Origin of the sequence: Bacillus sp. JJ1532, from assembly GCF_036965085.1 — a bacterium.
Taxonomy (GTDB): Bacteria; Bacillota; Bacilli; order Bacillales; family Cytobacillaceae; genus Cytobacillus.
The window spans coordinates 1-23,498 of the sequence record NZ_JBALOW010000022.1 but is presented as its reverse complement, the minus strand read 5'-3'; the positions used below and the strand labels follow the sequence as shown (position 1 = coordinate 23,498).

General features: G+C 35.1%; 25 protein-coding genes and 1 pseudogene. 22 read left to right on the top strand and 4 right to left on the bottom strand.

The features are described from left to right. The first annotated feature begins 59 nt into the window (after nt 1-59). The 7 genes from V7122_RS09675 to V7122_RS09645 all read left to right on the top strand — a co-directional run bounded on the left by V7122_RS09675 (nt 60) and on the right by V7122_RS09645 (nt 7,056). Nucleotides 60-362, top strand: coding sequence for a YunC family protein (locus V7122_RS09675; protein ID WP_335354165.1), 303 nt, complete (start codon nt 60-62; stop codon nt 360-362). A 203-nt stretch (nt 363-565) separates the two neighbouring features. Then, nucleotides 566-1,654, top strand: a complete 1,089-nt coding sequence (locus V7122_RS09670) for an HD-GYP domain-containing protein (RefSeq protein WP_335345706.1) — start codon at nt 566-568, stop codon at nt 1,652-1,654. 584 nt (nt 1,655-2,238) lie between these two features. Then, nucleotides 2,239-3,438, top strand: a complete 1,200-nt coding sequence (locus V7122_RS09665) for an ABC transporter substrate-binding protein (protein ID WP_335347109.1) — start codon at nt 2,239-2,241, stop codon at nt 3,436-3,438. A 307-nt stretch (nt 3,439-3,745) separates the two neighbouring features. Beyond that, nucleotides 3,746-4,621 carry a branched-chain amino acid ABC transporter permease gene (locus V7122_RS09660; RefSeq protein WP_335353422.1) on the top strand — a complete coding sequence of 292 codons (876 nt, stop codon included), beginning with the start codon at nt 3,746-3,748 and terminating at the stop codon, nt 4,619-4,621. 12 nt (nt 4,622-4,633) lie between these two features. Next, the gene (locus tag V7122_RS09655) at nt 4,634-5,569 is read left to right on the top strand and encodes a branched-chain amino acid ABC transporter permease (RefSeq protein ID WP_335347111.1); all 936 of its coding nucleotides are present in this window, start codon (nt 4,634-4,636) and stop codon (nt 5,567-5,569) included. Nucleotide 5,570: 1 nt separating this feature from the next. Beyond that, nucleotides 5,571-6,356 (top strand): ABC transporter ATP-binding protein, encoded by a 786-nt coding sequence (locus tag V7122_RS09650; protein ID WP_335347112.1) that lies wholly within the window; start codon nt 5,571-5,573, stop codon nt 6,354-6,356. Further along, complete coding sequence (locus tag V7122_RS09645; protein ID WP_335353421.1) at nt 6,349-7,056, top strand: ABC transporter ATP-binding protein; 708 nt, start codon at nt 6,349-6,351, stop codon at nt 7,054-7,056. Before V7122_RS09650 ends, V7122_RS09645 begins: the two co-directional genes overlap by 8 nt. Nucleotides 7,057-7,099: 43 nt before the next feature. On the opposite strand, the gene V7122_RS09640 is transcribed toward V7122_RS09645, so the two are convergent. Continuing rightward, nucleotides 7,100-8,104: a M23 family metallopeptidase gene (locus V7122_RS09640; RefSeq protein ID WP_438824777.1), complete on the bottom strand. Its 1,005-nt coding sequence runs from the start codon at nt 8,102-8,104 to the stop codon at nt 7,100-7,102. 146 nt (nt 8,105-8,250) lie between these two features. Here V7122_RS09640 and lipA point away from each other — a divergent pair, with 146 nt between their 5' ends. Continuing rightward, nucleotides 8,251-9,174, top strand: coding sequence for a lipoyl synthase (gene lipA, locus V7122_RS09635; protein WP_438824049.1), 924 nt, complete (start codon nt 8,251-8,253; stop codon nt 9,172-9,174). A 40-nt stretch (nt 9,175-9,214) separates the two neighbouring features. On the opposite strand, the gene V7122_RS09630 is transcribed toward lipA, so the two are convergent. Next, a complete protein-coding gene (locus tag V7122_RS09630; protein ID WP_438824129.1) occupies nt 9,215-9,886 on the bottom strand; it encodes a YhcN/YlaJ family sporulation lipoprotein in 672 nt (223 codons plus the stop codon). A gap of 167 nt (nt 9,887-10,053) precedes the next feature. Here V7122_RS09630 and V7122_RS09625 point away from each other — a divergent pair, with 167 nt between their 5' ends. Further along, entirely contained in the window at nt 10,054-10,329 is a 276-nt protein-coding gene (locus V7122_RS09625) for a YutD family protein (RefSeq protein WP_335347116.1), read from the top strand. A gap of 81 nt (nt 10,330-10,410) precedes the next feature. Here the strand turns inward: V7122_RS09625 and V7122_RS09620 are convergent, their stop codons facing one another. Both V7122_RS09620 and V7122_RS09615 read right to left on the bottom strand, forming a co-directional pair. After that, the gene (locus tag V7122_RS09620; protein WP_335347117.1) at nt 10,411-10,704 is read right to left on the bottom strand and encodes a cytosolic protein; all 294 of its coding nucleotides are present in this window, start codon (nt 10,702-10,704) and stop codon (nt 10,411-10,413) included. Nucleotides 10,705-10,812: 108 nt separating this feature from the next. Continuing rightward, nucleotides 10,813-11,079, bottom strand: coding sequence for a DUF3055 domain-containing protein (locus V7122_RS09615; protein ID WP_335347118.1), 267 nt, complete (start codon nt 11,077-11,079; stop codon nt 10,813-10,815). Nucleotides 11,080-11,219: 140 nt separating this feature from the next. Between V7122_RS09615 and V7122_RS09610 the strand changes: the two genes are divergently transcribed. The 13 genes and pseudogenes from V7122_RS09610 to V7122_RS09550 form a co-directional block, all read left to right on the top strand. After that, nucleotides 11,220-12,593 (top strand): EAL domain-containing protein, encoded by a 1,374-nt coding sequence (locus V7122_RS09610; protein ID WP_335526462.1) that lies wholly within the window; start codon nt 11,220-11,222, stop codon nt 12,591-12,593. 19 nt (nt 12,594-12,612) lie between these two features. Next, nucleotides 12,613-13,050, top strand: coding sequence for a type VII toxin-antitoxin system HepT family RNase toxin (gene hepT / locus V7122_RS09605; RefSeq protein ID WP_335347120.1), 438 nt, complete (start codon nt 12,613-12,615; stop codon nt 13,048-13,050). Between the two features lie 35 nt (nt 13,051-13,085). Further along, complete coding sequence (locus tag V7122_RS09600) at nt 13,086-13,853, top strand: TIGR01457 family HAD-type hydrolase (RefSeq protein ID WP_335347121.1); 768 nt, start codon at nt 13,086-13,088, stop codon at nt 13,851-13,853. A 211-nt stretch (nt 13,854-14,064) separates the two neighbouring features. Next, a pseudogene (locus tag V7122_RS09595) lies at nt 14,065-14,376 on the top strand (Wzz/FepE/Etk N-terminal domain-containing protein); the annotation flags it as partial. A 453-nt stretch (nt 14,377-14,829) separates the two neighbouring features. Further along, nucleotides 14,830-15,546, top strand: coding sequence for a CpsD/CapB family tyrosine-protein kinase (locus V7122_RS09590; protein WP_335347125.1), 717 nt, complete (start codon nt 14,830-14,832; stop codon nt 15,544-15,546). 56 nt (nt 15,547-15,602) lie between these two features. After that, a complete protein-coding gene (locus V7122_RS09585; protein WP_335526459.1) occupies nt 15,603-16,367 on the top strand; it encodes a tyrosine-protein phosphatase in 765 nt (254 codons plus the stop codon). 133 nt (nt 16,368-16,500) lie between these two features. Beyond that, complete coding sequence (locus V7122_RS09580; protein WP_335526457.1) at nt 16,501-17,907, top strand: GNAT family N-acetyltransferase; 1,407 nt, start codon at nt 16,501-16,503, stop codon at nt 17,905-17,907. Between the two features lie 110 nt (nt 17,908-18,017). After that, the gene (locus V7122_RS09575) at nt 18,018-18,839 is read left to right on the top strand and encodes a glycosyltransferase family 2 protein (protein WP_335526456.1); all 822 of its coding nucleotides are present in this window, start codon (nt 18,018-18,020) and stop codon (nt 18,837-18,839) included. 226 nt (nt 18,840-19,065) lie between these two features. After that, nucleotides 19,066-19,272, top strand: coding sequence for a hypothetical protein (locus V7122_RS09570; protein WP_335526454.1), 207 nt, complete (start codon nt 19,066-19,068; stop codon nt 19,270-19,272). 54 nt (nt 19,273-19,326) lie between these two features. Beyond that, nucleotides 19,327-20,322, top strand: a complete 996-nt coding sequence (galE, locus tag V7122_RS09565) for a UDP-glucose 4-epimerase GalE (RefSeq protein ID WP_335526452.1) — start codon at nt 19,327-19,329, stop codon at nt 20,320-20,322. Nucleotides 20,323-20,675: 353 nt separating this feature from the next. Then, complete coding sequence (locus V7122_RS09560; RefSeq protein ID WP_335526449.1) at nt 20,676-21,806, top strand: glycosyltransferase family 4 protein; 1,131 nt, start codon at nt 20,676-20,678, stop codon at nt 21,804-21,806. A 193-nt stretch (nt 21,807-21,999) separates the two neighbouring features. Beyond that, nucleotides 22,000-23,172 (top strand): glycosyltransferase, encoded by a 1,173-nt coding sequence (locus tag V7122_RS09555; RefSeq protein ID WP_335526447.1) that lies wholly within the window; start codon nt 22,000-22,002, stop codon nt 23,170-23,172. Nucleotides 23,173-23,177: 5 nt separating this feature from the next. After that, on the top strand, nt 23,178-23,498 hold a 321-nt coding region (locus V7122_RS09550), incomplete at its 3' end, for a hypothetical protein (RefSeq protein ID WP_335526445.1).

The window sequence follows — 23,498 nt, the reverse complement described above, 5'->3', positions numbered from 1 at the left end:
CACGCTTTCCCTTAGCCGTGCATACTTTGTTATGGGAAGGGAAAGGAGTGTTTATTTCATTGATTGATTTAAAGCCGATAGACATTCAGGGACACTCATTTCTAGGTGTCTCGGTGCAGTTGCCAAAAACAAATTTACTTGTTGTGACAAACGAAAAAGGATATATTATGTGCGGTGCTCTTGATGTCGCATTATTAAATGAGAAGCTTAAAGACCGGAAAGTCATTGCAGGAAGAGCAGTAGGTGTGAAAACAATCGATCAGCTTCTTAATGCCCCACTTGAATCAGTCACATATGAAGCCGAAGCTTTAGGCATCCATAAAGGGATGGTTGGAAGAGAAGCACTATTGAAGATGATTTAGGCATCCTGTTGAGGGTGCCTCTTTTTTGACTAATTTATGAACTAGCTCCCGTTTTTTTATAAAAAAAAGGGACCTTTGTAGGTTGAAATATCTGTACTTGAAAGGTTAATGTAGAAATAATAGGAAAAATGTCGCAAAAAGTAGAAAAATATTCTAATAATACATGCAAGATAATGGAACTTCACAATGAAAAGGTGTATTTCATGAGACTAGTCACAACAACTTCAGTCGAGGCCGGTACAGTCCTTGCAAAAGCTATTTACAATGAAAAGGGTCAAGTATTATTAAATGAAGGAATAACATTAAAAGAATCATTGATTCAGCGCCTTCAGGATTTAGGCATTAGTTATATTTTTATTAAAGAAAACGGAACAGAGGATATAGAGTATAACGGAAGCATATCAGATACTATACGTCTGGAAGCTATTCAAACGATCAGCAGCACGTTTGAGGAAATTCAAAGAGACCCGAGCCTTACAGGTTCATATGTTGTTGACAAGGCATCAAAGCGATTATCTGGCATCATCCGTAGTCTTTTAACAGAAATAAAGGAGAAAAAGGAATTACTTAATCTTCTTTCAGATGCATTTACACATGATAATTATATATTTATCCATTCATTAAATGTCACTCTTTATTCCTTAGCGATTGGAATGGAATTAAAGCTAACGACTAAGGAGCTTGAAACTTTAGGTCTTGGGGCGATTTTCCATGATATTGGAAAGCTCAAAGTCCCGTTAGAAATCCTCTTGAAACCTGAAAAGCTCTCGGATCATGAGTATGAGACTATTAAAAAGCACGCAGAGGAAGGATTTGAAATTTTAAGAAAGGTACATACCATCCCGCTATTAGTAGCGCATTGTGCCTATCAGCATCATGAACGAATGAATGGGACAGGTTATCCAAGAGGTTTGCTAGGACCGGACATTCATTATTTTGGAAAAATAATTGCTGTAGCAGATGTGTTTGATGCAGTCACCTCTAATCGAGTTTATAGAAAAGCGATGCTCCCAAGTGAAGCGCTCGAAATCCTTTATGCTGGTTCGGGGGCATTATTTGATCAAAAGGTGATTGAAGCCTTTCGACTAGCGGTTGCTATTTATCCAGTTGGTTTATCGGTCGTTCTAAATGATGGACGAAAAGGAATTGTTTCCAGCCAAAATACTGGATTAGGCGACCGCCCTCATATTAGAATCATGGAGCATCATGGTGAAAAAGTAATTCCTTATGAGATTGATTTAAAGCAGGAGTTGAACGTAATTATTATTAGCTGTGATACTGCTTTTAATTAATCAACTCGAAACAGAGATGCTATTTTGATATATTTGTAGAGACAATCTACTAAACCATCTCAAGTCCGGGTGAGGTAGAGATGCCAAATTTAAGAGTTCCTGTAGGTTGAATCAGCAATTTTTTTAATAGCTGATTCACATACAAAAATTTATCATTCTGTTAAGGAGATTTTAGTTGCCGAAAAAACAGAAAAACCTTGCGTTGTAAATTGAATAATATTTATAAAGACCTTACCGGATATGGAAAGGTCTTTTTTGGCTATAAAAATTTAGCGCTTCAGCACCTTATTTATAGTAAAAAATACTATAAAATCAACAAATCAACAAAACTATTTTTAAAAAATGATATTATTAAGAAAATATTGTTTTGACAGACTAATTGAAAAATAATATACTATCAATATATTAAACAAATAGTCAGAAATATTTTAATTCCTAATCTATTTGTTTAAATTGGGAAAATAGTCTGACTCGTAATAGGAGGTTGTAGATAGATTATTTTAAACTAATTAATCTAGCTCAAAAGACCTTTCTATGTTTCAAATTGATTGAACAATCAGAATAGAAAAAAGGGGGAAAACTAAATGGTTTTCAAGAAAAAAATCACATCAGTCTTAATGGCTACAACATTAATGGCTGGTATTCTTGCTGGCTGTAGCGGCAGCAAAGAAGCAGGTTCAGGCGGTTCAAGTTCTAAAGACGGAGATACAATAAAAATTGGAGCTAACTTAGAACTTTCAGGTGGTGTTGCATCTTATGGCTCAGGAATTGCTTCTGGGGTGGAGCTTGCGGTTGAAGAAATCAACGCGGCTGGCGGTGTAGATGGCAAGAAAATTGAACTTGTAAAAGTTGATAATAAATCAGATGCAGCTGAAGCAACAAACGCTGCTATTAAATTAACGAGCCAAGATAAAGTTACCGCAATCATCGGTGCTGCTACAAGTGGTAATACAGTAGCTCAAGCCCAAATTGCTAACGATAATAAGACTGTTCTTATCTCACCATCTGGTACAAGCCCAACTGTAACAGTACGTGAAGATGGATCTGTAAATGAGTTCGTATTCCGTACTGCTTTTATCGACCCATTCCAAGGAACAGTTGCAGCGAACTTTGCTCTAAACGATGCTAAGGTAAAAAATGCAGCAATCTTTGCTGACAATGCAAGTGATTATGCAAAAGGACTTGCCGCTTCATTTAAAGAAACTTTTGAAGCAGCTGGCGGTACAATTGTTTCAGAAGAATCATATGTTGCTAAGGATACAGACTTCCGTTCTACATTAACTCGTATTAAGGCTTCTAATCCAGAATTTATTTTCATTCCTGGATACTATGAAGAAGTAGGTCTAATTGTTAAGCAAGCTAGAGAAATGGGCATTACAGTTCCATTAATGGGAGCAGACGGCTGGGATTCTCCTAAGCTAGTGGAATTAGCTGGTGCAGATGCATTAAATAATACTTTTATTATTAACCACTACTCTGCTGAAGACCCAGACGCAACGATTCAAAAGTTTGTTAAAGCTTACGGAGACAAAAATAGCGGCAAATCACCAGATGCTTTTAACGCACTTGGTTATGACACTGTATACCTTCTTGTAGATGCAATGAAACGTGCTGGCACTACATCTGATTCAGAGAAAATTAAAGATGCTCTTGCTGCTACAAAAGATTTAGCATTAATTACTGGTACTATTACAGTTGACGAAAATCACCACTTAATTAAATCAGCATCCGTTCTAGAATATGTAGATGGTAAGCAAAAATTCAAAACAAAAGTTAATCCTTAAGATTAACCACAGGAAATGGGGGGATTATCCTATCCTCCCATTTTCCATTCCTAATGATGAAAATTTTGTCGAAAAGCTGTCAAGGCGCCTGCGCTTTGCTAAATTGTCTAGCTCAGCGCTTAGGGGCTCTTGGGCCTAAGCCAATCCGCCAAGAAGGTTAAACTACAACCTTCCCGTCGGCTTGTCTTATGCTTGAGACCCGCGGGATGCGGGTCATGCAGACGTTGCCACAGGACGTGGCGCTTTTAGTCTGCGTTCCTTCAAGGGACAAGGCGCTGACGCTTTTCTAATAAAGGAGTGAGAGTTCATGGAATGGTTACAGCAATTAATTAACGGTATTTCACTCGGCAGTATTTATGCATTAATTGCATTAGGTTATACGATGGTTTATGGAATTATTAAATTAATTAACTTTGCGCATGGCGATGTTTTTATGATCGGTGCGTTTATTGGATTCTATGCCATCGCTGGCTGGGGATTAGGATTTTTCCCAGCATTATTACTCGCTATGACGGTTTGTGCGATTTTTGGGGTTCTCATTGAGAGAATTGCCTATAAGCGCCTCCGCAATGCAACTCGAATAGCCGCTTTAATTACGGCAATCGGGGTTTCCCTTCTCATCGAATATGGAGTTATCTACATTCGAGGTGCGCAGCCAGAAGCTTATCCAAATGTTTTCGCTAACAAATCCTTTAATGTATTTGGTGCTCAAATCAGCAGCCAATCTCTATTAATTCTCTCCGTTTCTATTATTCTAATGCTAATTTTGCAATTCATTGTTCATAAAACAAAAATTGGTAAGGCGATGCGTGCAGTATCACACGATATGGACGCAGCCCGTTTGATGGGGATTAATGTAAACAATACGATTTCTGCAACATTTGCTATTGGTTCAGCGATGGCAGGAGCAGCAGGTGTTATTTTTGGTGTGTATTACACAAAAATTGAACCGCTAATGGGAATTATTCCTGGATTAAAAGCATTCGTTGCCGCCGTTCTAGGGGGAATCGGGATTATACCGGGGGCGATGGTAGGCGGACTTGTGCTTGGAGTCGTTGAAACAGTTGTTAGCGCTTTTGGTTTCTCTTTATGGAGAGATGCAGCAGCATTTATTATTCTCATTTTAATCCTATTATTTAGACCATCGGGCATCTTCGGTAAGAATGCTAGAGAGAAAGTGTAGGTGAAAGAATCTATGAAAAAGGCAAAAGGATTTTGGCTATTTTTAATTTTATCGGTCATCGTCTACGGAGTTGCGCAATTTCTAATTAGTGCTGGAATCTTAAACCCGTTTTATTCAAATACACTCATCTTTATAGGCATTAACATCATCTTGGCAGTCAGCCTGCACTTAGTTATTGGAATTACAGGGCAATTTTCGATTGGACATGCTGGGTTTTTGGCAGTTGGTGCTTATATTTCAGCGATATTTACGATGAAGCTTCATCTTCCACTCCCAATTGCTTTAATAGCCGGCGGACTTATGGCAGCATTAGCAGGACTTATCGTTGGGATTCCGAGCCTTCGTTTAAAAGGTGACTATTTGGCGATAGCTACTTTAGGTTTTGCGGAAATAATCAGGATTGTATTCCTGAATATTGATTATGTTGGTGGAGCTGCCGGTATGCAGGTTTCCCATTTAACGACTTGGACGTATACGTTCATCTGTCTGTTTGTAACGATTTTAGTCATCATGAACTTTACAAATTCAAGACATGGACGTGCGTGTATTTCTGTTCGTGAGAATGAAATTGCTGCGGATGCAATGGGGATCAACACGACCTATTATAAGGTTATCGCGTTTGCCCTAGGCTCTTTCTTTGCCGGAATTGCGGGCGGTTTGTATTCGCATAACTTCTATATTATTCAGCCAACAAACTTCGGATTCTTAAAATCCTTTGATATTTTAATATTTGTTGTACTTGGCGGGCTTGGAAGCTTATCAGGAGCGGTTATTTCAGCGATATTATTAACATTAGTGTCCACCTTCTTGCAGGATTACCCGGAAACTCGGATGATTATGTACAGTCTTGTCTTAGTTATCGTGATGTTATATCGTCCTCAAGGCTTAATGGGAACACGTGAAATCACTGATTTATTTAAGTGGAAAAGTGCGAAAGGAGGTAACTAGCATGGGCAATACACCATTACTTCAGGTTAAAGAAGCAGGCATTCAATTTGGCGGATTAAAAGCTGTTCAAGGTTTTAGCATGGAAATTAACCAAGGTGAGCTAGTTGGGTTAATTGGACCGAATGGTGCGGGAAAAACAACAAGCTTTAACTTACTGACTGGTGTTTATGTGCCAACAGAAGGAGACATTCTGTTTGAAGGAAAACGTCTAAATGGGTTGCCTCCATATAAGGTAACACGTCTAGGAATTAGCCGTACCTTCCAAAATATTCGTCTTTTCAATGAGCTTTCTGTTCTAGATAATGTGAAGGTAGCCTACCACTCATTAGCAAAGCACTCAATCGTAAGCTCCATTTTCCGTCTTCCTTCTCACTTTTCAGGGGAAAAAGAAATGGAGGAAAAGTCAATTGAGTTCCTTAAAATTTTTCAATTAGAAAATTTTAAGGATGAAAAGGCAAAAAATCTTCCTTATGGCCAGCAAAGGAGATTGGAAATTGCGAGAGCTTTAGCAGCGGGTCCAAAGCTATTATTGCTTGACGAGCCTGCCGCCGGGATGAACCCGCAAGAAACGCATGAACTCATGGAGTTAATTGCTTTTATCCGTAATGAATTTGATTTGACCATTTTATTGATTGAACATGATATGAATTTAGTTATGGGTATTTGTGAAAGAATTTATGTTCTAGACCATGGGCAGCTTATTGCTGCAGGAACACCTGAAGAAATTCGTAATCATCCTAAAGTCATCGAGGCTTACTTAGGTGAGGAGGTTACAAAAGATGCTTAAAGTAGATCAAATTGACGTGTTTTATGGGAATATACAAGCGCTTAAAGGTGTTTCTTTAGAAGTAAATAAGGGGGAAATTGTTACCCTTATTGGTGCGAACGGAGCTGGAAAAAGTACTCTGCTGAAAACTTTATCCGGACTTCTAAAGCCGAAAAATGGAACAATCCAATATTTAGGTGACTCTATTGGCGGCAAGGCTGCTCAGGGTATTGTTAAGGCGGGAATCTCACATGTGCCAGAGGGGCGCCGTGTATTTGCAAACATGACCGTTGAGGAGAACCTAGAATTAGGAGCTTTTTTAAGAAAAGATTCCAAAGAAATTCATAAGGATATCGAAAAGGTTTATGAAACTTTCCCACGGTTGCGAGAGCGTCGAAAACAGTTGTCAGGGACACTTTCAGGCGGTGAGCAGCAAATGCTAGCTATGGGAAGAGCGATAATGGCAAGACCAAAGCTTCTTTTACTTGATGAGCCTTCTATGGGACTTGCTCCTTTAATGGTTAAAACGATCTTCCAAATTATTGAAGAAATTAACCGTGAAGGAACAACTGTTTTGCTAGTAGAACAAAACGCACATATGGCATTATCAATTGCTAACCGGGCGTACGTAATTGAAACAGGACGTGTAACAGTTTCAGGTACAGCCGCCGAGCTGCAGGCCAGCGAAGAAATCAAGAAAGCCTACTTAGGTGGACATTAATAGTGGGAAGGGACCGGCTCATATGAGAGCCAGTCCCCTCTTTTTATTTTTTCCTGTTTCGTTCTTGTCTTTCCCATAATCGTAAGTGCGGATACGGATCAAATGACCATTCTGTAAAGCCATTGTCTTTGTAAATTCCGTAATGCAAATGTGGCGGGAATTTTCCTGAAGTTCCAGGCGGTCCATAACCAGAACTTCCAACCCCGCCGATTAACATCCCTGGCTCGACAATTTGTCCAAGCTTCAAGTCCTTCGCAAAACCACTTAAATGGGCAAAATAATGATAATTATTGTTAATATCCCGAATGCCGATTCGCCAGCCGCCGAATCGATTCCAGCCCTTCATTTCAACAATTCCATATGCTGTTGCCCTAACAGGAACCCCGTACCCGGCAAATATATCTGTACCTTCATGAATTCTTCTTCCACCCCAGCCGCGAGCCGCTCCCCATGTGTTTTTATAAGTATATTGGCTTCTTAATGGGAGTGGAAATACACGATCATCTAGATTCAATCTTCCAAAATGCTTGTAAAGCTTTGCTTTTCCAATAATGATGCTAACCGTTTTATCACGCTTATAATAATCCCATAAGCCAATTTTGATATTATCATGATCCCTTCCATACGATAGAAGATGTTGAGCAAACATATAGAGAACATCATCATCATTCGTCAAGCTCGCTTTCCCATCCCCATCGCCATCCACCCCCTTTCCATTAAAAAACTGAATGGAAAATGGGTCAGATGTATTAGGATTTAACGGTCCCGCCCATTCTTCAGGCTTGATATAGATCCCTGTTAGTCCTTCTGCTTTTGGAATGTCTCTTCTAGCCTGCCTTACATTTCGTTCATATTGGTCAATTCCGGCAAGATAATACCAGGGAATGTGTGTGACAGCTTCAATCCTTTTATATAATTCCATCCGGCTTTTATATACTTCATTTCCAACTGTCTGAGCCTTACCGTTCCAAGGAGAAAATAAAGAAAAAAGCAATGTTAGAATAACAGCTAATTTAATCCTCAAAGTAATCCTCCCTTCCTCACACATATGCTTATTTAGTTTGTGATTTTTGGAGAAATAAATATATATCAATTAATGGTAATCAAAACATTCCAACTTGTCCTAGACTTTTTCATGTGTTACAGTTGCATCATATACAGGAATTCAGGCACCATGCCACAAAAGGGAGTGGAATGAGAGTGAGTACGAAAGAGGAATACATACGTAAGCCGGAGTGGCTGAAAATAAAGCTTAACACGAATGAAAACTATACCGGTTTAAAGAAAATGATGAGGGAAAATAGCTTACATACAGTATGCGAAGAAGCAAAATGTCCGAATATCCATGAATGCTGGGCGGTCAGAAGAACGGCTACCTTCATGATTCTAGGGGATACTTGTACACGTGCTTGCCGTTTCTGTGCGGTCAAAACGGGATTGCCAACTGAATTGGATTGGCAAGAGCCGGAAAGAGTCGCAGATTCCGTAGTGCTGATGAACTTAAAGCATGTTGTTGTGACAGCAGTGGCAAGGGATGATCTTAAAGACGGTGGAGCAGCTGTTTTTGCTGAAACAGTCAGAGCCATTAGAAGAAAGAACCCATTCACTACTATTGAAGTATTGCCGTCTGATATGGGTGGCGTATATGAAAATTTAAAGACATTGATGGATGCACGTCCAGATATATTAAATCATAATATCGAGACGGTTGAACGTCTTACTCCGAGAGTGAGAGCACGAGCTCAATATAACCGCTCATTAGAATTCTTGAAAAGGGCAAAAGAAATGCAGCCAGATATTCCGACAAAATCCAGCTTAATGATCGGTCTTGGAGAAACGAAAGAGGAAATAATTGAAACGATGGATGCTTTAAGAGCGCATAATGTTGATATTATGACGATTGGCCAATATTTACAGCCATCGAAAAAGCATCTGAAAGTAGTAAAATATTACCACCCAGATGAGTTCCAAGAGTTTAAGGAAATTGCTTTAAGCAAGGGCTTTAGTCATTGTGAGTCTGGTCCTCTTGTACGATCTTCTTACCATGCTGATGAGCAAGTAAATGCTGCTGCTAAGCGTCAGCAGGAGTTGGGAGAAATCGAGCTTAAAGAAGCATAAAAGATAAAAGGGTTCAGCAGCCAATACTGAACCCTTTTTTTTAACGGTTATTCTCTTCACCCTTTAATTCTCCATTTTCGTTTTCACCATTACCCATTTTTTTCCCTTGTGGGGATTTTAGCATTTCTTTAATTACTTTATTTAGGCCGGTATTCACATTTTTTGTGTTCGGGCTGTTCGTTGCAAAGTTTTCAACATAAGGGCGCAGAGTCGTATTATCACTTACATATACATGGTACGACCTAGGGACGACAGACATAGCTGTTTTCTTCACTTGGTCTGCAATCATGTTACGGTTATTTGAGTCCGTATGATAAATGACCAGCACTTCTTCATCTGTCACAAGTGTAGATATATCGTCAACATTTGGAATATCCGTACAGTAGCCAGAAATGATATCAGCTAATTGCTCCTTATTGATGGTTCCATAATTAACATTGGAAACCCTTTCGCCTGCAACGGGGCTTTTCTGGTGACGGACATAACCAAAATTATTTTTTGTACCATTATTATTCGTATTCCTAAAATCCCTGCCGTTGACGTTGTTTCCATTATTATTTTGATTATATAACTCAGGGCGCTGAGTATTTACATTCAGCGTGTTGCCGCTTCTTTCGTAAATTCCATCGCTTTCATTTGCCATATTGTTGTTTTGACAAGCAGTTAGTGCTGTAAGGCCGCATATCCCTAAGATGATCAATGATTTTCTAATGTGAAACACCTCCTTGCTTATAGAATAACCAGCCGATTATTTTTTTCTCTTAGAAATTGATGGGCTATCAGTTATAATTTAAATAAAGTAAGAAATACCTTTCGGAATACAAACATTTCCAATATAATGGGGATGATAGACGCTGTTTTTAAACTGAGGTGATTGATGTGATTTGTGTTAATAACGTTTGCTATGAGGTTATTGAAGATATACGAAATGGTTTTAATGAAGAAGCATTTCGAGGCAGATATAGCGATATTTTAACCCGGTATGATTATATTGTTGGGGATTGGGGCTATGGCCAGCTAAGGCTGCGGGGTTTCTTTGACGATCAAAATCAGAAAGCCACCTTTGATACGAAAATTAGTACATTATCGGAATACTTGTATGAATTTTGCAATTTTGGCTGTGCATATTTTGTGGCGAAAAAAGTAAATAAGTAAATAAGTAAAAAAGAAAAGGCAATCAGGCATCATCTGATCGCCTTTTTATACAATTAAGCCAAGTTTTGCTTAACTACTGCTTTATTTTTGATAATCATCATACGGCGGTTCCGTGCTTCTTTCGGGGTCATCGTGGGTAGGATGAGCTCCTTCCATTTGCCGAGGCATGTCTTCATGTAAGGTTTTATTTTCGTAATTAAAGGCACTATACCTTCGCTGTTCTTCGCGAAAGGGAGTACTTTTATTTTCTACGGGATCATGTCTTTTTAATGGGGATCCGTATGGTCCATCAGGGAAGTCCTCTGCCGTCACATAGTTCCTTCGCTTTTCAACATTTGTAAAATCCGTATACTCACGCTCTTCCTTATTATCCAACAATTACCACCCCTTAAAAAATAGAAAAATTAAAAAGAGAACCTTACATCTAAGGTTCTCCTTTATTATTTGTGAATCTGGTGATAATAAACCGGAGAATACATATTACTAAATTAATTCATATAGAAAGGAGCGCAATTCCTCAGCGTCTTCTTCAGAAAGATTAAAGGCATACTCTAAATAGCCTTCTTCTTTTAAATCATCAGGTCCAATGATTGCAAAACGGCTTCCTTGAATATCAAGAACTATATGCTTTCCATAATAGCGATCGGATTGAACAATAGCCAAATCAAAACGTTGATTATCACCCATAAAGCTAACGAAGCGTGTTTTTGTATCTACCAAATCATCATATAAAAAAAAACGTTCTGCCATATTATTTAATACTCCTTTATTCACATAAATTTCAGTTAACCGTATTGATTCTATCATAACAGAAATAATCATAATTCTCACCGCTTCTCTAACGGTTTATCAGGCAATTTGTCCGATTAATCTTTCAAATATTGGAGGAAATGGTCGGATTTTGTGATAAAATGGTGGCATATGTAATTTTGGACGCTGCATCTGAGAGGAATGAGACCATGCCCCGGCAAAACAAAATAAGGTTCAATCAGTTGAACAAATGGATAAAAATCTTACTGCCAGAAGATAAGCTTAAGTTTTATCCGCCGCAATTTATTATTCGTGACCCAATTAGGAAAGCAGTAAGTAAAGCTTTTGATGGTGGCTATGAAGTGGCAGTGATTGTGTTTAACATTAAAAATTTGCGAGAATTGCCGGAACAGCTTGGAGAACAGGGGTATACAGGTTTTATTCAATTATTAAAGCTGACTTTTCAAGATGTGATCAAAGACGAAGTAAAGTCAGAAGAAATTATGGCTCTTCATGATTATTCAAGTGATGGTCTGACACTGTTTATGAAGGTTAACCATGATAGTCATTCTGTTACAGATATTGATAAAAAAATGAAAAAAATTCTAAGACTTTCTGAAAAAAAACTAGCTGAACTAGTTCCTCTTGCGAAACCAGTGTTTGAAACAGGCTATATGTTTATTGAGAAAAGACATTATTCGATCCAAGAGGCCATTTTAAAAGCAAATCAGCATGCACTTTCCATGGCAGAGAAGCGAGTTCAATCTGAATATAATGAAATGCTGTATATGGTTAATCGAATAGTGGCACAAAAAGATATATACCTTCTGGCTCAGCCGATTATAGATATTGCCACAGGTGAGGTGAGGGCATGGGAAATGCTGACCCGCGGTCCGAAGGGCTCTGTATTGGAAAGTCCGCTCCAGCTTTTCTCTATAGCTCGGCAGACAGGGATGCTATATGACCTTGAGATGATTGTTTTCGAAAAAACCCTTCAACAGATTTATAAAACGGGATGCACACAGGATATCTTTATTAACTTTACACCTATAACATTAGGGCATGAACGATTTATTCGTGATATTAAGAATATGCTTGCAAAGTATAAGAATATCTCCCCAAGGCAAATAACTCTTGAAATCACAGAGCGTGATGCCATTGAAGGGATGGAGAACTTTTTATACAATATAAAGGTGTTGAGAATGCTTGGTTTCCGTGTGGCCATTGATGATACAGGTGCCGGATACGCAAGCTTGCACTCTATAAGTGAAATCATGCCAGATATTATTAAGATTGATCGTTCTGTCATTCAGGATATAGATAAAAATTCGGTAAAAGAGTCAATGTTAAAAGGATTACTAATTATTGCGAAGGAGGCCGGTTCTTTAGTAGTAGCAGAAGGAATCGAAAATAAAGAAGAAGCCTCAGTCCTTTCAAGAAATAAAGTTGATTTAGCACAAGGCTATTATTATGCTCGTCCAGATTTTCTAGAAAAGGGATTAAAGCTATCGTAATGGAAGAAGGGTGAGAAATTTGTACTTTGTTGATCGGGAAAAAATTGAAACAACTCTTGTGTTTTTAGAACAGCAATTTGCATTCTTAGAAGAAATAAAAGATCTTAATTCACAGTTTGAAAAAGCTGCACTGGAACGGACAAGCCAGCTAATTATTGAAGCGATTCTCGATGTTGGGAATGCCATGATTGATGGATTCATTATGCGTGATCCTGGGAGCTATGATGATATTGTGGACATTCTGGATGATGAAAAGGTCATTCATAATGAATTAACCAAAAGCTGTAAACATATTATTAAATACCGCAAAATGCTTGTTCAAAACTATACTGAGGTAAATCACGATGAAGTCAAGGCGGAATTTAGCAAGCATTTATCCGTTTTAAAGCAATTTCCCGAGAAAGTCAGAGCATACTTACTTCATGAGCTTGGTCCAGTTTCCGCGTTTAGGAATTAATGATGCTGAATCACTGTAGTAGGGAGTGATGAAATATGGGTAAATATAAAGGCTATTTAATTGATCTGGATGGGACAATGTATAGAGGAACGGAATTGATTAAAGAAGCAGCAGATTTTGTTCAGCAGCTTCGTGAGCGTGGGCTTCCTTATCTTTTTGTTACGAACAATTCCTCGAGAACGCCTGCCCAGGTGGCAGAAAAGCTCCGCCAATTTACGATACCCGCTACGGAAGCTCAGGTTTTTACAACCAGTATGGCAACGGCTAATTACATATATGAACAGAAGCAGGATGCCTCGGTCTATTGTGTAGGAGAAGAAGGCATAAGGAATGCCCTGCAAGACAAGGGATTTGCAATTGTTGAAGAGAATGCAGATTATGTTGTCGTTGGGATTGACCGCTCCATTACTTATGAAAAGCTGGCTACTGCTTGTTTGGCAGTCAGAAATGGCGCTACCTTTATTTCGACAAATGGAGATATAGCAATCCCGACAGAGAGAGGGCTTCTGCCAGGCAATGGTTCGTTAACATCAGTTATTACTGTTTCTACGCAAACTAAGCCAATTTTTATCGGAAAGCCAGAATCCATAATTATGGAACAAGCTCTTCAAGTACTTGGGACGAAAAAAGAAGATACCCTTATGGTCGGGGATAATTATGATACCGACATATTAGCGGGGATGAATGCAGGTCTTGATACTTTGCTCGTTCATACTGGAGTAACGACGAAGGAATTGCTGGGCAGGTATGAAAAGAGGCCTAGTTATGTAGTGGATTCGCTGAATGAGTGGGAGTTTTTGTAGGAGCGATTTTTTATATATTTATAATAGTTTAAGTTTAAGCCCTTAGTAAAAAGGATGGAGACATTTTCTCCATCCTTTTTATTAAGGGCTTCAGTGTTTATAAATTGGTCAAGTAATCTGAACTAAATTTTCCTTTCCTTCTTCGAATAATTAACTATGATGAACAGTATTTTTATTGCATATATATAAATTAATATGAAATAGATTGTTCATGATATTTAAGGGCTTATTAATAAATTTGTGGAGGTTCATTTCGATGGGAGAGAGTATAAGGATTCAGGATATTTTTAAAATTGTACTAAAACGTATAATACTAATCGTATTAATAACGTCACTTTCAGTTCTTGTTACTGGAATTGTAAGCTATAAATACTTAACGCCTATTTATGAAACTTCCACTCAGTTGCTAATCAATCAAACGAATTCCGATCAACAGTCAGGGGGAGCTATCAATATACAAGGTAATCTAGAGTTAATAAATACTTATCGAGTTATTATTAAAAGTCCTGCAATTTTAGATTTAGTAAAGAACGAAATGAATTTAAATGCATCTTTAAAAGAACTAAGTAATCAAATTAGTGTTTCAAGTGAACATAACTCACAAGTAGTGACCATTACGACCCAAGACAAGGATCTAAAAAAAGCTGTAAAGATGGCGAACACAATAGCAAATGTGTTTCAAAATAAAGTTAAAGTGATTATGAATATAGACAATGTATCCATTTTATCAATGGCAGATGAAGATACTAGCAGCGTACCAATCAAACCAAGTCCGATTATAAACATGTTCATTGCTTTTACGGTTAGTCTCTTAGCTATGATTGGTCTAGTGCTGCTATTAGAATATTTGGATAACACAATAAAGGCAGAGAATGATATTAAGCATTTTTTGGATATTCCAATACTAGGTTCGATACCAGTGCAAGCTGGCAGCTATTTTCAGAAGGATGAAGGAAAAAAATCATTTAAGATGGGGATGAAGAACCTATGGAATTTTCGGGGACTTTTTAAAAAGAAAGAAAAAGTAAACAAAAGGAAAATAATCACAATCTCTAAACCAAAGTCACCAATTTCTGAGCAATATCGAACCATTCGGACAAACATTGAATATTCTAATATTGATCGTGAGAACCGTATTATCATGGTCACTTCATCAAACCCTGGTGAAGGTAAGACTATTACATCCTCAAACTTAGCTGTTGTGTTTTCGCAACAAGGGAAAAAAGTACTGTTAATTGACGCCGACTTTCGGAAACCAATGGTTCATGATGTATTTAAGAAACAGAATATGTTTGGCTTAACATCTGTAATTATTAAACATATACCATTAAATGAAGCTATACAAGAAACAAGAATTAAAAACCTGTATGTATTGACTAGCGGACCAATCACACCTAGCCCATCTGAATTACTCAGTTCACAAGCAATGAGCGAATTATTAAAGACGATTAGTGAGCAGTTTGATTTGGTTATTATTGATACACCGCCAATTCTTCCGGTAACTGATGCTCAAATACTCGCTAATCAATGTGATGGAGCGATATTGGTTATTAATTGTGGGAAAACAAAATATGAACATGCAGAAAAGGCCAAAACTTTATTACTGAACGTAAATGCGAGATTATTAGGAGCAGTTCTCAATAATATTAAGTTGAATTATACAGATTATTATTACTATGATGATCATAGCTAATCAATTCGATCTTAAACACTTTAAAAAATGTGATAAAAAGCGGAGGAGTGGGGAAGGTGATTGATATTCATTGTCATATTCTCCCTGGTATTGATGATGGAGCAAAAGACCTTATTGAAAGTATAGGAATGGCTAAACATGCAGCTAGTAAAGGAATAACAACTATTTTTGCAACACCACATCACAAAAATGGACGGTATTATAATAAGGGAAACAAAATACTTGCAAAGGTTAATAAGTTAAATTCGAAGTTAAGGAAAGAAAAAATCCCAGTAAAAATTTTACCTGGTCAAGAGCCCCGAATTTATGGGGAGCTTCTTGAAGATTATAAAGCTGGGAAAATATTGACTTTAAATAATCAACATAAATATTTATTAGTTGAATTACCAGATACTCATGTACCTGCTTATGCTGTGAAGCTTTTATTCAATATACAATTAGAAGGAATCACTCCTATCATCGTTCACCCCGAAAGAAATGTTCAGATTAGGGAGAATCCTGATATTTTACATCAATTAGTAATGAACGGAGCAGCTACTCAAATTACAGCCTCGAGTTTAATAGGTTATAAAGGAAAGAAGCTACGGAAGTTTTCTCTTCAATTAATTAAACATCATTTAACTCATTTTATTGCATCCGATTCACATCGTTTATCAAGGAGTTCATTTAAATTGAATGAAGCTTATGAGGTAATAAATGAAGAGTTTGGAACAGACTATTCCAATTTACTCCAAGAAAACACTAGAAAACTTCTTAATGGAAATGGAATAAATAGACAAGAACCAAACAAAATTAAAATGAATAGATGGTTTCATTTTTAACAAATTTGTTTATTTTTCCTTCATATAGAGAAGGAGTATCGGCAGCATTAATGCAGGTAATGTTTGAATTGTCAAAAATTACAATGAATTTATCAAATATTTTCGATGCACTTAAAAATTAGGAGTGTTTTAGATGAACATAGTTGAGTATGATTCATTAATACAATGTAAAAATGAAATCGTAAAATTTCAATTTCAAAATAATACTACTGTTTTTTTTGATTACGATTGGATGCTATTGTGGAAAAAATATTTTGGGGAAAAATATAAAGAGAAAATAATTCTTTTTTATGAGAATGAGGAGCTAAAAGGTTTTGCTCCATTGGTATATTTTGAATCTAAAGGATTTTCAAAACGGATATTTAGGTTTTACGGTGGTAATATGAATGGTTATATTAATATACCTGCCAAAAAAGGATATGAACAGGTAGTTTATAGATATTTGCTTGCCCATTTAAGAAAAGATAAAAAAGCAATTAGTATTCAACTTGAAGATATTAATGATCAAACTATAGATTATGAAATACTACATAATTTAGCAAGAATGGAAAAGGGAATTGAAAGATATCAATATTCCTGTCCTTACAATTATCTAGATGGTAATTGGGATGAGTTTTTGAAACGTCAAATACCAAAAAAAAAGAAAAGAAACGAATTAAAAGCTTTTAGTAAAAAATTATACAATTTAGGTGAAGTTAGCTTAATACGGATAAATGATAGTGAATCTTGGGGAAATTATAAATATTTGATTGATCAAACATTTTATATCCATAAGATAAGATTTCAAGAAGTATTAAATACTAGCAGATATAGTGAACCTGATTATAAAGAATTTTATAATAATTTAATTGAAAGGTTAGCCAAAAAAAGTAAAATTGATCTATCTATTCTTTGTTTAGATAATAAGGTAATCTCTTTTCTATTTGCATTTAAAGATGATAATAGACTAATTGATTATATTCCTGGTTTTCATCCATCTTTTTCAAAAATTTCACTTGGACACGTTCATTTAATGGAATTATTCCAAAACTTAATAGAAGAACAAGAAATTAAAATCTTTGACTTTTCAAAAGGAATGGGAATATATAAACAAAAATGGACAGTTTCTACTTACAATAACTTTCTCTTTAATTTTAAACTTAATAATAACTTACCATCTAACATAAATTGGTTTGTTAATAACCAAATAATAAATTTAAAACTTTTAGGTAGAAAAAAAGGTTGGAATAACCGTATCAAACACATTCTTGGTAGTATAAAAAATATGATAGACAATGAAAGCAATATTGAAGAAATTCAAATAGTTGAGGTTGTAGAGGATTTAAAGTTAGATAAAAATAGTTTTATTATTTCAAAATTTCGATATGAAGATATTGCAAACTTAAACATGTATACTCAAAAATTTATAATTGACGAAGTATTAATGAAAAAAGAAATTTTAATTTGGAAAAAGAAAAATAATTTAGAGTTTATTGAAATTGTAGATGATATTAGTAGAAAACTTTATCAATGTAAGGACGGAAATTTATTAAATGAGTAAAGAAATAATATATGAAAACAAAGGATTATTTATATTAAGCTTCGATACTGATGAAGCTTGGGCGGATTTGGTTTAGGTTTAACAAAAAATCCCAGAAAGAGAGGGTGGAAATGATGCCAAAAGTATCAGTAATAATGGGAGTACTTAATAGTCAAGAAACTATTTCAAAAGCAATTGAGTCAATAGTAAGTCAAACTTTTAAAGATTGGGAATTCATTATTTGTGATGATGGTTCTACTGACGAAACATATAATATAGTTTATCAATATTCTTTAAAAGATAGAAGAATAAAGTTAATTAAAAATGAAAAAAATATGGGATTAGCATACTCATTAAACAATTGTATAGAGCATTCTATGGGTGATTATATAGCAAGAATGGATGCAGATGATGTATCTCATTCAGATAGATTTGAAAAACAATTAAAATTTCTTGAACTGAACCCTCAATATGATTTTGTAAGTTGTAGTACATTAATGTTTGATGAAGACGGGGTATGGGGAGTATTAGAGGGAAAACCTGAACCTGTAAAGAAAGATTTTCTTTATGGAGCATGTTTTAACCATCCTACAATTATCTTTAGAAAAGAATCGTTAATCAAAGCATCTTGTTATAATGTGGCAAAGGAAACTAGAAGATGCGAAGACTACGATTTATTTATGAGAATGTACTTATTAAATATGACAGGGTTCAATATGAGAGAACCATTATTTTCATATTATGAGAGTAGAAGGGCTTATAGTAAGAGAACCTATAAATATAGAATTGATGAGGCAGTTGTTAGATTTAAGGGGTATCGTTCACTTAAGATTCTTTTCCCATTAGGAATAATATTTGTGTTTAAACCTTTGGTTGTTGGTCTTATTCCTGCAAGGATATTACATGCGATTAAACAAAGATTGTATAAAAAAAAAGATTCTATTCAAACATAATTTATGCATAACTAGAATTACTGGGGTGGAATTCAAAATGAATAAAATAATGTTAATAATTGTTGTTTTAAGCAATGGTGGAGCTCTGAAGGGAAAATGCTAATGATTTAAAATGTATTATTCAGTTGTTTTTTTTTAGTATTTTTGTTCTTTATTAAGGTTAAAAACGTTTTTTTTAATGTACGATCTATTTCACTTTAAAACAAAGCACTTTTGGGGTAAGCCATTGTACGTATTTGGAACATTCGAAAAGCGTGGTAACTATATTTTTAGGAAACAAGCATATCTTCAATGGGGGGATAGTACAAATATTATAGGAAGTATCATTTTGCTTAATCCTGGTGGGGAAAAATTTGAAAAAGAACAATGGAATGATTTAAATAGTGCAAAAATAGCACGTGCCGAAGGTCAAATTATGTATAAGTTTTTATGAATTCTAGATGTTCACAGTCTCCAATAAGATTAATTCAAAGTGGGTGTTTAAACTATGAATATACTAGTTACAGGCGGTGCCGGCTATATAGGATCACATACCAGTGTTGCTTTGATTGATGCAGGACATTCAGTCATTGTTGCTGATAATCTTTCTAACAGTAAAGCTGAAGCGGCAGAAAGGATAGAACAAATAACGAAAAAAGAAATAACTTTTTATCCGATTGATGTAACTGATGAATCAGCAGTCAACACCATCTTTTCTAATCATGAAATAGATGGTGTTATTCATTTTGCTGGACTTAAAGCGGTGGGAGAGTCAGTCGAAAAGCCACTAGCTTATTATCATAATAATATCGTCAGCACGATGATTCTCGCTAAAGCATGTCAGAAATATAACGTTAAGCGGTTTGTCTTTAGCTCATCGGCTACTGTTTATGGAGACAATAAAGTACCATTTGAGGAGAGTATGGATCTCCTTTCAACGACAAACCCATATGGTGAAACTAAAGCAATGAGTGAGCGTATTCTTACTGATATAGCAAAAGCTAATCCTAGCTTCTCAGTATCGCTGCTTAGATACTTCAATCCAGTAGGAGCTCATGAAAGCGGATTAATTGGAGAATCACCAAATGGAATCCCAAATAACCTTATGCCGTATGTCTCTCAAGTTGCTAAGGGTAAGCTCCAGAGATTGAGAGTCTTTGGAAATGACTATCCAACCGTGGATGGTACAGGGGTTAGAGACTATATTCATGTCATGGATCTAGCAGAGGGGCATGTTGCTGCATTAAACAATCTTTTCGAGGGAGTTCATACCTATAACTTAGGGACAGGAAAAGGTACTAGTGTCCTAGAGCTTGTGCAAGCTTTTGAAGAAGCAAATGGTATTAAAATACCTTATGAAATTGTTGATCGGAGACCTGGGGATATTGCTTCATGCTATGCTGATGTTTCGAAAGCAAAAAGGAAACTGGGCTGGGAGGCTAAACGAGATATTGTTGACATGTGTCGGGATGCTTGGCGGTTTGAGAGGGATTATAGGGAGTGAAAGGAACTTAGTTCTCGTGCCAGATTATAGGAAGTATTATTTTACTTAATCCTGTTGGGGCAAAATTATAAACAAACAATGGAATGATTTAAAAAGTGCAAAAATAGCATGTTCCGAAGGTCAAATTACGTGTAATCTAGGAAAAATCTATCTGATTGAAAAAGTAATGAAAAAAGTGTTCTTCCCACTTGAAGTCATCTTCTGCTTTTTAATCATTTTTTAATTGTATAAAATTTATTGTCTAAGTGAATTGGCTTTATTTGTTGAAAATAATGCTATAAACAGTTGTGTTTATTATCTATTTAGATGATAAATCAATTTAAAGATGAATTTTGGGAAGTAGGGAATTTGGAATGAAAATATTATATGTTACGACAATTTCAAATACAGTTAATGCTTTTTTAATTCCCCATATAAGGATGTTAATAGCCCAAGGCCATCAAGTTGATGTTGCTTTTAATATAGTTCAAGAAGTAAGTCACGAATTAATTAATATGGGTTGCAAAATACATCAAATAGAGTTTCAAAGATCTCCTTTAAAAAGGGAAAACTTATTAGCATATAAAAAAGTAAAAAATTTAGTAATAAGAGAGGGATATGATTTAGTTCATACACATACTCCAGTAGCCTCATTTTTAATAAGGATGGCATGTCGAAATATTCCAAACCTAAAAATGATCTATACTGCCCATGGATTTCATTTTTTTAAAGGAGCTCCCCTTCAAAACTGGCTACTCTATTATCCGATTGAGTGGATATCAGCAAAATGGACAGATGTTTTAATTACAATAAATCAGGAAGATTATTTATCTGCAAAAAAATTCATGAATGGTGTTATTTATAATGTACATGGAGTTGGAGTAGATTTAAATAAGTTTCAACCACAAAGTCAAGAATTAAAACAGCAATTAAGGAAGGAATATGGATATAAAAGTGATGACTTTATTATAATTTTTGCTGGTGATTTAAGATATGAGAAACATCAGGATTTATTAATAGATACTATAAGTCTATTAAGACATAAAATCCCTAATATAAAACTTTTATTAGCAGGATCTGGACAGCTATTGGAACAATATAGGAAGCAAGTCATTAAATTAGAGATTGAAGAGAATGTTGAGTTTTTAGGATATCGTACAGATATAAACAAATTATTGTTGTTATCAGATATTGCTGTTTCATCTTCTAAACGGGAAGGATTACCTGTTAATGTTATGGAAGCAATGGCTACTGGTTTACCACTGATTGTTACTAATTGTAGAGGCAATCGTGATTTAGTGGAGAATGGTGTAAATGGTTTTATTAGGGAAATTAATGATGTAAGTGGTTTTGCTGAATCTATAGATATTTTGTATCATTCAGAGTTATTAAGAAACAGCTTTGCATTGGAAAGCTTAGAACGCATAAGACAATATTCATTAAAGAATGTTTTGAAGGAAATGGAATATTGCTATGTCTGCCATAATAAAATTAATATTGAATAAACTCAACTTTCGCAGAATGAAATCGAATAGAGCTGCTTTAAAGAAACCACTTCCCGTTATTGTTAGGGCTTTTACCATTGGAGATAATTTTTATTTTAAAACCTTTAATTGTTGGACTTATACCACAAAAAGCACTAGCAATTTTAAGGAATGAAAATAATAGTAAATAATTTTACGTACTAAAGAGGGTAGAATGAAAATGAGAATTTTGTTTATAACAGGTATTAATATCACAAACCCTACTTTAATTGGGGTAATTAAGAAAATAAATGGTCAAGTAAATGCAATGAGGTCATTGGGTCATGAAGTAGTATTCTCATATATTATTAATAATGAGTTGATTTTTGAATATCCCGATTTGTCTAAAGAAAAAATTGCAATCAGCAATAATAGTATAGTTTCAAGGATTAAAAGTTATAAAGAATTTATTAAAAATACAAAAACTAACAAATACGACATAATCTTTATTCGAATTAATGATTTGAACCCTTTCCTTCTATTAGCCTTAAAGAAAATAAAAAACAATAACATAAAAATAATATTTGAGTTACCAACTTACCCAGTCAAAGAGGAAGCAAAATTACTTGAAAAAAAGTATGTACAGGAAAAGCAATTTGGAAAGCTACTTTTTTATAAAATCAATAGGTTGATGGAAGGTGCTACCATTCCGTTTGTGAAATTTGTAGTTGATTGGATAGTAACTTACTCATTAGACAAAAGAATTTATGGGGTTAATACTATTGCAATTGGAAATGGAATAAATTTAAAGGAAATAAAGAAAAAAACATATTTATCTACAAAGGAAAATGTAATTAATGTTATTGGAGTAGCCAATCTTAGTATATGGCACGGATTTGATAGAGTAATACATGGATTAGAAAAAGATAGTAATATAATTAAAAGCAATAATGTTATTTTTAACATTGTTGGTACAGGATCAGAAGAAAATACTTTAAAAAGTCTTACAATGAAATTAGGAGTATCTAAAAATGTTATTTTTCATGGTGTTAAGAGAGGTAATGAACTTGATGAATTATTTGATAAATGTGATCTCGCCGTCTCTTCGTTAGGAATGCATAGGATTGGATTGACTGAAGGAGCGGTTCTAAAAACAAGGGAATACTGTGCTAGAGGAATTCCATTTATTTACGGGTATAATGATGTAGATATTAAAAATAATTATCCATTTGCCTTAAAAGTTCCAGCAGATGAAAGTTATATAAATATAAATGATTTAATTGACTTTTATAATTTAAATAAACAAAATGAATTAACTAATGAGATAATGAGAGACTGTGCAAAGAAAAACTTTACTTGGGAACTCCAAATGAAAAAAGTATTTAAAGAGGTTTGGAAGGAGAGTTAGGATATTTGATAGATCTTGAGTTAAATTATTGGTTACTTACACCGATTGTTTTATTAACTTTTTTTATATTGATTCTTGCCTTTGTAAGTCGTAAATTTATTCAAGATAGAATAATTATAACAGTGTTTAGCGTAGGATTTTTATTATATTCAGGAATTGGAATAGCATATAATCAAGCTGACTATATATTTGTTATACCCTATATTATGTTTTATTTGCTATTTATTACTTTTTTTTGTGTGTTCTCTGGTAACTCCTCTGTAAATTCTTCTAATATCATATTAAAAGATAATTATATGAAACTGGGAATTATAGATAGAATTTTT

What these genes read in the sequence shown, in the direction of transcription:
- V7122_RS09670 (WP_335345706.1), top strand. Translation starts at nt 566, where the DNA reads ATGAGACTAGTCACAACAACTTCAGTCGAGGCCGGTACAGTCCTTGCA.
- V7122_RS09665 (WP_335347109.1), top strand. Translation starts at nt 2,239, where the DNA reads ATGGTTTTCAAGAAAAAAATCACATCAGTCTTAATGGCTACAACATTA.
- V7122_RS09660 (WP_335353422.1), top strand. Translation starts at nt 3,746, where the DNA reads ATGGAATGGTTACAGCAATTAATTAACGGTATTTCACTCGGCAGTATT.
- V7122_RS09655 (WP_335347111.1), top strand. Translation starts at nt 4,634, where the DNA reads ATGAAAAAGGCAAAAGGATTTTGGCTATTTTTAATTTTATCGGTCATC.
- V7122_RS09650 (WP_335347112.1), top strand. Translation starts at nt 5,571, where the DNA reads ATGGGCAATACACCATTACTTCAGGTTAAAGAAGCAGGCATTCAATTT.
- V7122_RS09645 (WP_335353421.1), top strand. Translation starts at nt 6,349, where the DNA reads ATGCTTAAAGTAGATCAAATTGACGTGTTTTATGGGAATATACAAGCG.
- V7122_RS09640 (WP_438824777.1), bottom strand. Translation starts at nt 8,104, where the DNA reads ATGTGTGAGGAAGGGAGGATTACTTTGAGGATTAAATTAGCTGTTATT.
- lipA (WP_438824049.1), top strand. Translation starts at nt 8,251, where the DNA reads ATGAGAGTGAGTACGAAAGAGGAATACATACGTAAGCCGGAGTGGCTG.
- V7122_RS09615 (WP_335347118.1), bottom strand. Translation starts at nt 11,079, where the DNA reads ATGGCAGAACGTTTTTTTTTATATGATGATTTGGTAGATACAAAAACA.
- V7122_RS09610 (WP_335526462.1), top strand. Translation starts at nt 11,220, where the DNA reads ATGGTCGGATTTTGTGATAAAATGGTGGCATATGTAATTTTGGACGCT.
- V7122_RS09600 (WP_335347121.1), top strand. Translation starts at nt 13,086, where the DNA reads ATGGGTAAATATAAAGGCTATTTAATTGATCTGGATGGGACAATGTAT.
- V7122_RS09590 (WP_335347125.1), top strand. Translation starts at nt 14,830, where the DNA reads ATGAAGAACCTATGGAATTTTCGGGGACTTTTTAAAAAGAAAGAAAAA.
- V7122_RS09580 (WP_335526457.1), top strand. Translation starts at nt 16,501, where the DNA reads ATGAACATAGTTGAGTATGATTCATTAATACAATGTAAAAATGAAATC.
- V7122_RS09575 (WP_335526456.1), top strand. Translation starts at nt 18,018, where the DNA reads ATGATGCCAAAAGTATCAGTAATAATGGGAGTACTTAATAGTCAAGAA.
- galE (WP_335526452.1), top strand. Translation starts at nt 19,327, where the DNA reads ATGAATATACTAGTTACAGGCGGTGCCGGCTATATAGGATCACATACC.
- V7122_RS09560 (WP_335526449.1), top strand. Translation starts at nt 20,676, where the DNA reads ATGAAAATATTATATGTTACGACAATTTCAAATACAGTTAATGCTTTT.
- V7122_RS09555 (WP_335526447.1), top strand. Translation starts at nt 22,000, where the DNA reads ATGAAAATGAGAATTTTGTTTATAACAGGTATTAATATCACAAACCCT.